At 70.5% G+C, this 8408-nt stretch carries 5 protein-coding genes and 3 pseudogenes; 7 read left to right on the top strand and 1 reads right to left on the bottom strand.

Annotation, left to right across the window (positions count from 1 at the left end; genetic code table 11):
* The 7 genes and pseudogenes from A5652_RS18550 to argF all read left to right on the top strand — a co-directional run.
* Positions 1 to 478 (top strand): annotated as a pseudogene (locus tag A5652_RS18550) (phenylalanine--tRNA ligase subunit alpha); the annotation flags it as partial.
* Positions 478 to 2973, top strand: a complete 2496-nt coding sequence (gene pheT / locus A5652_RS18545; protein WP_067354684.1) for a phenylalanine--tRNA ligase subunit beta — start codon at positions 478 to 480, stop codon at positions 2971 to 2973. The pseudogene A5652_RS18550 and the gene pheT, both read left to right, overlap by 1 nt.
* Before the next feature lie 30 nt (positions 2974 to 3003).
* Positions 3004 to 4063 (top strand): annotated as a pseudogene (gene argC / locus A5652_RS18540) (N-acetyl-gamma-glutamyl-phosphate reductase).
* A complete protein-coding gene (gene argJ / locus A5652_RS18535) occupies positions 4060 to 5274 on the top strand; it encodes a bifunctional glutamate N-acetyltransferase/amino-acid acetyltransferase ArgJ (protein ID WP_067354675.1) in 1215 nt (404 codons plus the stop codon). Before argC ends, argJ begins: the two are co-directional and overlap by 4 nt.
* Complete coding sequence (gene argB, locus A5652_RS18530; protein WP_067354672.1) at positions 5271 to 6158, top strand: acetylglutamate kinase; 888 nt, start codon at positions 5271 to 5273, stop codon at positions 6156 to 6158. The genes argJ and argB overlap by 4 nt, the downstream gene beginning before the upstream one ends.
* Positions 6159 to 6293: 135 nt before the next feature.
* Positions 6294 to 7457 (top strand): acetylornithine transaminase, encoded by a 1164-nt coding sequence (locus tag A5652_RS18525; protein ID WP_067354685.1) that lies wholly within the window; start codon positions 6294 to 6296, stop codon positions 7455 to 7457.
* A pseudogene (gene argF / locus A5652_RS18520) lies at positions 7454 to 8308 on the top strand (ornithine carbamoyltransferase); the annotation flags it as partial. The gene A5652_RS18525 and the pseudogene argF, both read left to right, overlap by 4 nt.
* Before the next feature lie 22 nt (positions 8309 to 8330).
* On the opposite strand, the gene A5652_RS28680 reads toward argF, so the two are convergent.
* The coding region (locus A5652_RS28680) for a hypothetical protein (RefSeq protein WP_232001239.1) at positions 8331 to 8408 on the bottom strand (78 nt) is incomplete at its 5' end.

Genomic DNA, 8408 nt, shown 5'->3' with positions numbered 1-8408 from the left:
CCTGCTCGCCCGCGAGCTACCCGTCTACATCGTGTCGATCGGCCGGACGTTTCGCACCGACGAACTCGACGCCACCCACACGCCGGTCTTCCACCAGGTCGAGGGGCTGGCCGTGGACCGCGGCCTGACCATGGCGCACCTGCGGGGAACGCTGGATGCGTTCGCGCGCGCCGAGTTCGGTCCCGAGGCGCGCACCCGGATCCGGCCGCACTTCTTCCCGTTCACCGAACCGTCGGCCGAGGTCGACGTCTGGTTCGTCGGCAAAAAGGGCGGCGCCGGCTGGGTCGAGTGGGGCGGCTGCGGGATGGTGCATCCGAACGTGTTGCGCGCCGCCGGAATCGACTCGGGTGTCTATTCCGGCTTCGCATTCGGCATGGGGCTGGAACGGACGCTGCAGTTCCGCAACGGGATTCCGGACATGCGCGACATGGTCGAGGGCGACGTGCGCTTCTCGCTGCCGTTCGGGGTGGGTGCCTGATGCGCATTCCGTACAGCTGGCTACGTGAGATCGTGGCGGCCGGCGCACCGGATTGGGATGTCGCCCCCGAGGAGCTCGAACAGACGCTGGTGCGCATCGGCCACGAGGTCGAAGAGGTCATCACCCTCGGCCCGGTCGAGGGCCCGCTGACCGTGGGCCGAGTCACCGCCATCGAAGAACTCACCGGTTTCAAAAAGCCGATCCGGTTCTGCCACGTCGACGTCGGTGAGGACAAAGATCGCGAAATCGTCTGCGGTGCAACCAACTTCGTAGTCGGCGACCTGGTCGTCGCGGCGCTGCCGGGCACCATATTGCCCGGCGGCTTCGCAATCGCCGCCCGCAAGACCTACGGCCGCAACTCCGACGGAATGATTTGCTCAGCAGCAGAACTTGGCATGGGCGCCGACCACGCGGGGATCCTGGTGCTGCCGCCGGGCACCGCCGACCCGGGAGCTGACGGCGCCGCGGTGCTGGGACTCGGCGACGTGATCTTCCACCTGGCGATCACGCCCGACCGCGGCTATTGCATGTCGTTACGCGGCATGGCGCGCGAGATCGCCTGCGCCTACGACCTGCACTATGTCGATCCCGCCGGCAGCCAGGTGGTCAAGCCGCTGCCGGTCAACGGCGAGGCGTGGCCGCTGACCGTCCAGCCCGGCACCGGGGTGCGGCGATTCGCGTTGCGCCCCGTCATCGGCATCGACCCCGCCGCCGTGTCGCCGTGGTGGCTGCAGCGCCGGCTGCTGTTGTCCGGCATTCGCGCGACCTCCCCGGCGGTCGACGTCACCAACTACGTGATGCTCGAGCTCGGTCACCCCATGCACGCCCACGACCGCAAACGGATCACCGGAAGTTTCGGCGTGCGGTTCGCCCGGCCCGGCGAGACCGTGGTGACCCTCGATGACATCGAGCGCAAACTCGAGCCCGCCGACGTCCTCATCGTCGACGACACGGCGACCACCGCGATCGGTGGCGTGATGGGCGCGGCGAGCACCGAGGTGCGCGCCGATTCGACCGACGTGCTGCTCGAGGCCGCGGTGTGGGACCCCGCCGCCGTGTCGCGCACCCAGCGCAGGCTGCACCTGCCCAGCGAAGCCGCCCGCCGCTACGAGCGGGGAGTGGATCCGGCAATCTCGGTGGTCGCGCTGGACCGGTGCGCCACGCTGCTCGCCGACATCGCCGGCGGGACTGTCTCCGACGGCCTGACCGACTGGCGCGGTGACCCGCCGCGCGACGACTGGGCCCTGCCGCCCATCGAGATCGCCGTCGACCTGCCGGATCGCTTGGCCGGGGTGGGCTACGCCCCAGGCACGACCGCCAAGCGGCTCACCCAGATCGGCGCCGACGTGGCGGGGCGGGGCGACACGTTGACGGTGATCCCCCCCAGCTGGCGGCCCGACCTCGTGCAGGCGGCCGACCTCGTCGAGGAGGTGCTGCGGCTCGAGGGGCTGGAAGTCATCCCGTCGGTGCTGCCGTCGGCGCCCGCCGGCCGGGGCCTGTCCGCCGTGCAAAAGCGCCGCCGCGCCATCGGCAAGTCCCTGGCCCAGTCCGGTTACGTCGAGATCCTGCCGACTCCGTTTCTGCCCGCCGGCGTGTTCGACCTGTGGGGCCTACCGGCCGACGACCCGCGGCGCAGGACCACTAACGTGCTCAACCCGCTGGAAGCCGACCGCCCGCAGCTGGCCACCACGCTGTTGCCCGCACTGCTGGAAGCCTTGGTGCGCAACGTCTCTCGCGGCCTGGTCGACATCTCGCTGTATGCCCTGGCACAGGTGGTGCAGCCGACGGCGGAAACCCGCGCCGTGGAGCTCATTCCCGTCGATCGCCGGCCCACTGACGGCGAAATAGCCGCCCTCGATGCGTCGCTGCCGCGGCAACCGCAGCACGTCGCGGCGGTGCTGACCGGCCTGCGCGAGCGCCGCGGACCATGGGGTCCCGGCCGCCGGGCCGAGGCCGCCGACGCGTTCGAGGCGGTGCGCATCATCGCCCGCGCCGGCGGGATCGACGTGCGGCTGCGCGCGGCGCAGTACCTGCCGTGGCATCCGGGGCGATGCGCAGAAGTGCTCGTCGGGGATATCCCGGTGGGTTATGCGGGCCAGCTGCATCCCGCGGTGATCGAGCGCTCCGGGCTGCCCAAGGGCACCTGCGCCCTCGAGCTGAACCTGGACGCGATGCCCATCCCGCTGACGCTGCCCGCGCCCCGGGTGTCGCCGTTCCCGGCGGTCTTCCAGGACGTCAGCCTGGTGGTGGCGGCACACGTACCGGCTCAGGCGGTGGCCGACGCGGTAAGCGAGGGCGCGGGGGAGTTGCTCGAAGACCTTCAATTGTTCGACGTGTTCACCGGCCCGCAGATCGGCGAGGACCGCAAATCGCTGACCTTCTCGTTGCGGTTCCGCGCACCCGACCGCACGCTCACCGAGGACGACGCCACCGCGGCCCGCGACGCGGCGGTCCGCCGCGCCGCCGAGGCGGTGGGGGCGGACCTGCGCGGCTAGTGGAATGGATTTGCAAACCACTGCATAACCATGCAGAATCGGCGGGATGGCCGACGGGATGAAGGTGGCGGTTGCCGGTGCCAGCGGGTACGCGGGCGGTGAAATCCTACGCCTGCTACTCGGGCACCCGGCCTACGCGCACGGGCGCCTCACAATAGGCGCCGTGACCGCGGCCGCCAGCGCCGGCAGCACGCTCGGCGAGCACCACCCGCACCTGACACCGCTGGCCCAGCGCGTCGTCGAACCGACCGAGCTCGCCGTGCTTGCCGGCCACGACGTGGTGTTCCTGGCATTGCCGCATGGCCATTCGGCCGCGCTGGCCGAACAACTCGGCCCCGACACCCTGATCATCGACTGCGGCGCCGACTTCCGGCTCACGGACGCCTCCGCGTGGGAGCGGTTCTACGGATCGCCGCACGCCGGCAGCTGGCCGTACGGGCTGCCGGAGTTGCCCGGCGCGCGCGAGCGGTTGCGCGGCGCCCGGCGCATCGCCGTTCCGGGCTGCTACCCGACCGCGGCGCTGCTGGCGTTGCTGCCCGCGGTGGCCGAGGACCTCATCGAGCCCGCCGTCACCGTGGTCGCCGTCAGCGGCACCTCCGGGGCCGGCCGCGCCGCCAAGACGGACCTGCTGGGCGCGGAGGTCATCGGCTCGGCGCGGGCCTACAACATTGCCGGGGCGCACCGGCACACCCCCGAGATCGCCCAGGGCCTGGGGGCCGTCACCGGCCGTGATGTCACCGTGTCGTTCACCCCGGTGCTCATCCCGACGTCGCGGGGCATCCTGGCGACGTGCACCGCACGCACGCGGGCACCGCTGCCGCGGCTGCGGGAGGCCTACGAAAAGGCTTATCACGCAGAACCTTTCATTTACCTGATGCCCGAAGGGCAACTGCCCCGCACCGGGGCCGTGATCGGCAGCAACGCGGCGCACATCGCCGTCGCGGTCGACGAGGCGGCGAGCACGTTCGTGGCGATCGCCGCAATCGACAACCTGGTCAAGGGAACTGCCGGTGCCGCCGTGCAATCGATGAACCTGGCGCTGGGTTGGCCGGAGGCCGACGGCCTGTCGGTGATCGGGGTGGCGCCGTGACGCGGGCCGCCGCCCAAGCGCGGTTGCTGCGCGAACAAGGCGTCACCGCGCCGGCCGGATTCCGGGCCGCCGGCATCGCCGCCGGGATCAAGGCCTCGGGCAATCGCGACCTGGCCCTGGTCTTCAACGAAGGACCCGACTACGCGGCGGCCGGGGTGTTCACCCGCAACAAGGTCAAAGCCGCGCCGGTGTTGTGGAGCCAGCAGGTGCTAAGCACCGGCGCGCTGCGCGCGGTGATCCTCAACTCCGGCGGCGCCAACGCCTGCACCGGACCGGGCGGCTTCCAGGACACGCACGCCACCGCGGAAGCCGTCGCGGCCGCGTTGTCGGACTGGGGAACCGAGACCGGCGCCATCGAGGTCGCGGTGTGCTCGACGGGATTGATCGGCGACCGCTTGCCGATGGACAAGGTGCTCACCGGGGTACGCACGATCGTGCACGACATGGCCGGCGGCCTGTCCGGCGGCGACGAGGCGGCCCAGGCGATCATGACCACCGACACCGTGCCCAAACAGGTTGCGCTGCACCACCTGGGCAACTGGACGGTCGGCGGAATGGCCAAGGGCGCCGGGATGCTCGCGCCGTCACTGGCCACGATGCTCTGCGTGCTCACCACGGACGTGGCCGTCGACGCCGCGGCGCTGGACGCCGCACTGCGCCACGCCAGCGCCCGCACTTTCGACAGGCTCGACATCGACGGCGCCTGCTCGACCAACGACACGGTCCTGCTGCTCGCTTCAGGGGCCAGCGGAATCGCGCCCAGCCAGGCCGATCTCGACGAGGCCGTGCTGCAGGTCTGCGACGACCTGTGCGCGCAGTTGCAGGCCGACGCCGAGGGCGTCACCAAGCGGGTCAACGTCACCGTGCGGGGAGCGGCCTCCGAGGCCGACGCCCTGGTCGCCGCCCGGACGATCGCCCGCGACTCCCTGGTCAAGACGGCGGTGTTCGGCTCGGACCCCAACTGGGGCAGGGTGCTCGCCGCCGTCGGCATGGCGCCCGTCGCCCTGGACCCGGATCGGATCACCGTGGCTTTCAACGGCTTTGCGGTCTTCGCCGACGGTGTTGCGGCACCGGGTGCGCGCGAGGTGGACCTCTCGGAAGCCGACATCGACATCACGGTCGACCTGGGACTCGGCGACGGCCTGGCCGCCGTCCGGACCACCGACCTGTCGCACGGCTACGTCGAAGAGAACTCGGCCTACAGCTCATGAGTTCAGCCACCGAATCGCTGCCTACCGCCGTCAAGGCGCAGGTGCTCGCCGAAGCGCTGCCCTGGCTCAAGCAGCTACACGGCAAGATCGTCGTCATCAAATACGGCGGCAACGCCATGACCGACGACATGCTGCGGCACGCCTTCGCCGCGGACATGGCCTTCCTACGCAACTGCGGCGTCCATCCCGTGGTGGTGCACGGCGGCGGCCCCCAGATCAGCTCGATGCTGGGCCGGCTCGGCATCCCCGGGGACTTCAAGGGCGGATTCCGGGTCACCACACCGGAAGTGCTCGACGTGGCGCGGATGGTCTTGTTCGGCCAAGTCGGCCGCGAACTGGTCAACCTGATCAACGCCCACGGACCGTACGCCGTCGGCATCACCGGTGAGGACGCCCAGCTGTTCACCGCCGTGCGGCGCAGCGTCACCGTGGACGGCGTGGCCACCGACATCGGCCTGGTCGGAGACGTCGAGCGGGTCAACACCGCCGCGGTGCTGGATCTGATTGCCGCACGGCGTATTCCGGTGGTGTCGACGCTGGCTCCGGACGCCGAAGGCGTGGTGCACAACATCAACGCAGACACGGCCGCGGCGGCGCTGGCCGAAGCGCTGCGCGCCGAGAAGCTGTTGATGCTCACCGATGTCGACGGCCTCTACACGAGCTGGCCGGACCGCGGTTCGCTGGTCAGCGAAATCGATACTGGCACATTGTCGCAACTGCTGCCCACGCTGGAGGCGGGCATGATTCCCAAAGTCGAGGCCTGCCTGCGGGCGGTGACCGCGGGCGTGCCGAGCGCGCACGTCATCGACGGCAGGGTCGAACACTGCGTGCTGGTGGAGCTATTCACCGACGAGGGCACCGGTACGAAGGTGGTGAGCGCGTGACGGCGCCGGCGACGATGCAGTGGGGGCACGCCCCCAGAGGGAGGTGCCCCCACCCGCTTGCGGGGGACGTAGCGATAGGGAGGAGCGGCGCCATTGACTGAGACCGACGCCATCAAGCAACGGTGGGAAGCCGTGATGATGAACAACTACGGCACCCCGCCGATGGCTTTGGCGAGCGGCGACGGCGCTGTGGTCACCGACGTGGACGGGAAGACCTATCTCGACCTGCTCGGCGGCATCGCGGTCAACGTCCTGGGCCATCGCCACCCCGCGATCATCGAGGCGGTCACCGAGCAGATGTCCACGCTGGGCCACACCTCCAATCTGTATGCCACCGAACCCGGCATCGCGCTGGCCGAAGAACTCGTCGCCCTGCTCGGCGCCGGCAACGAATCCGGCACCAAGGCGCGGGTGTTCTTCTGCAATTCCGGAACCGAGGCCAACGAGGTTGCGTTCAAGCTGTCCCGGCTCAGTCGACGCACCAAACTGGTTGCCGCACATGGGGCTTTCCACGGCCGAACCATGGGTTCGCTGGCGTTGACCGGTCAGCCGAGCAAGCAGGCGCCGTTCGCTCCGCTGCCAGGGGACGTCACTCACGTGCCCTACGGCGATACGGACGCACTGGCCGCCGCGGTCGACGACGGCACCGCCGCCGTGTTCTTGGAACCGATCATGGGGGAGAGCGGCGTCGTCGTGCCGCCCGAGGGATACCTCGTCGCCGCACGCGACATCACTGCGCGGCATGGGGCGCTGCTGGTGCTCGACGAGGTGCAGACCGGGATGGGCCGCACCGGAACGTTTTTCGCCCACCAGCACGACGGCATCACCCCGGACGTGGTGACGCTGGCCAAGGGCCTGGGCGGCGGGCTGCCCATCGGCGCCTGCCTGGCCGTCGGCCCGGCCGCCGACCTGATGACCCCCGGCCTGCACGGCAGCACCTTCGGCGGCAACCCGATCTGCGCGGCGGCGGCGCTCGCGGTGCTGCGGGTGCTGGCAGAGCAGAACCTGGTCCGGCACGCCGAGGTGCTGGGCAAGTCGTTGCGCCACGGCATCGAGGCGCATGCCCACCCCCTGATCGACCACGTGCGCGGGCGCGGGCTGCTCTGCGGCGTGGCGCTCACCGCGCCGCGCGCCAAGGACGCCGAAGCGGCCGCACGCCGGGCCGGGTTCCTGGTGAACGCTGCCGCACCGGACGTCATCCGGCTGGCGCCCCCGCTGATCATCACCGAGGCGCAGATCGACGGCTTCGTCGCGGCGCTGCCGGGCATCCTCGATGAATCCGACGGGGCCGCAGCATGACTCGCCACTTCCTTCGCGACGACGACCTGTCGCCCACCGAGCAGGCCGAGGTGCTGGCGCTGGCCGCCGAATTGAAGAAGGATCCTTTCAGCGTCCGACCGCTGGACGGCCCGCGCGGGGTCGCGGTCCTGTTCGACAAGAACTCCACCCGCACCCGATTCTCGTTCGAGATGGGCATCGCCCAGCTCGGCGGCCACGCCGTCGTCGTCGACGCCCGCAGCACCCAGCTGGGCCGGGACGAAACCCTGGAGGACACCGCGCGGGTGCTGTCGCGCTACGTCGAGGCCATCGTCTGGCGGACGTTTGGCCAGGAGCGCCTCGAGGCCATGGCCGCGACCGCGACGGTGCCGGTCATCAACGCGCTCTCCGACGAGTTCCATCCCTGCCAGGTGCTCGCCGATCTGCAGACCATCGCCGAGCGCAAGGGTGCGCTCACCGGTGTGCGGATGACCTATTTCGGAGACGGCGCCAACAACATGGCGCACTCGCTGATGCTCGGTGGCGTCACGGCCGGCCTTCACGTCACCATCGCCGCCCCGGACGGCTTCGCCCCCGACCCGGCGTTCGTGACGGCGGCCCGGCGGCGCGCCGAAGACACCGGCGCCTCGGTCACCCTCTCCACCGACCCCGACGCGGCCGCGCGCGGTGCCGATGTCCTGGTCACCGACACCTGGACGTCGATGGGGCAGGAGGACGACGGGCTGGACCGCCACACACCGTTTCGGCCCTACCAGATCAACACCCGCCTGCTGTCCCTGGCCGACCCGGAAGCCATTGTGCTGCACTGCCTTCCGGCTCATCGCGGCGACGAGATCACCGACGAGGTGATGGACGGGCCGGCCAGCGTGGTCTCGGGTGTGGTCTTCGAGCGGGTCACGATCGTCGCTCCAGCAGCCACGCCAGCAGCGCTTTCTGGGCATGCAAACGGTTTTCGGCCTCGTCCCAGACCAC

Origin of the sequence: Mycobacterium sp. 1165178.9 (genome assembly GCF_001673555.1) — a bacterium.
GTDB lineage: Bacteria > Actinomycetota > Actinomycetes > Mycobacteriales > Mycobacteriaceae > Mycobacterium.
Note: the sequence above shows the minus strand (reverse complement) of the source record. Positions and strands in the feature narration are given on the sequence as shown.